We start from the raw sequence: 223 nt of genomic DNA, 5'->3' as shown, positions 1-223 counted from the left end.
GACTTTCGAAAATCCATTGATGGCCTGGCGGCGCTGGTCGAACTGGATATCAAAGTCGCGGTATTCGACCCTGTGCTTTTCGTCTTCCTCAACAAGCCACGCAACCGCGTGAAGATTTTGTATTGGGGTGTGTCACGAACGCTGGCGTAAGCCAGCGATGCTCTATCAAAGATGGGAGTAGGCCTCCCGGAGTCTGCTTGCAGGAGCTGGCTTCAAACCGCCC

Annotated in this window: 1 protein-coding gene; it reads left to right on the top strand. The window is 54.7% G+C overall.

All coding sequences use genetic code 11. From position 1 onward, the window contains the following. Positions 1 to 150, top strand: a 150-nt coding sequence (gene tnpB / locus AACY49_RS31710; RefSeq protein WP_339528316.1) for an IS66 family insertion sequence element accessory protein TnpB, incomplete at its 5' end; no start/stop codon positions are given. Positions 151 to 223: the final 73 nt, after the last annotated feature.

Source organism: Pseudomonas sp. EL_65y_Pfl2_R96, from assembly GCF_963970905.1.
In the GTDB taxonomy this organism is placed as follows: domain Bacteria; phylum Pseudomonadota; class Gammaproteobacteria; order Pseudomonadales; family Pseudomonadaceae; genus Aquipseudomonas.
Note: the sequence above shows the minus strand (reverse complement) of the source record. Positions and strands in the feature narration are given on the sequence as shown.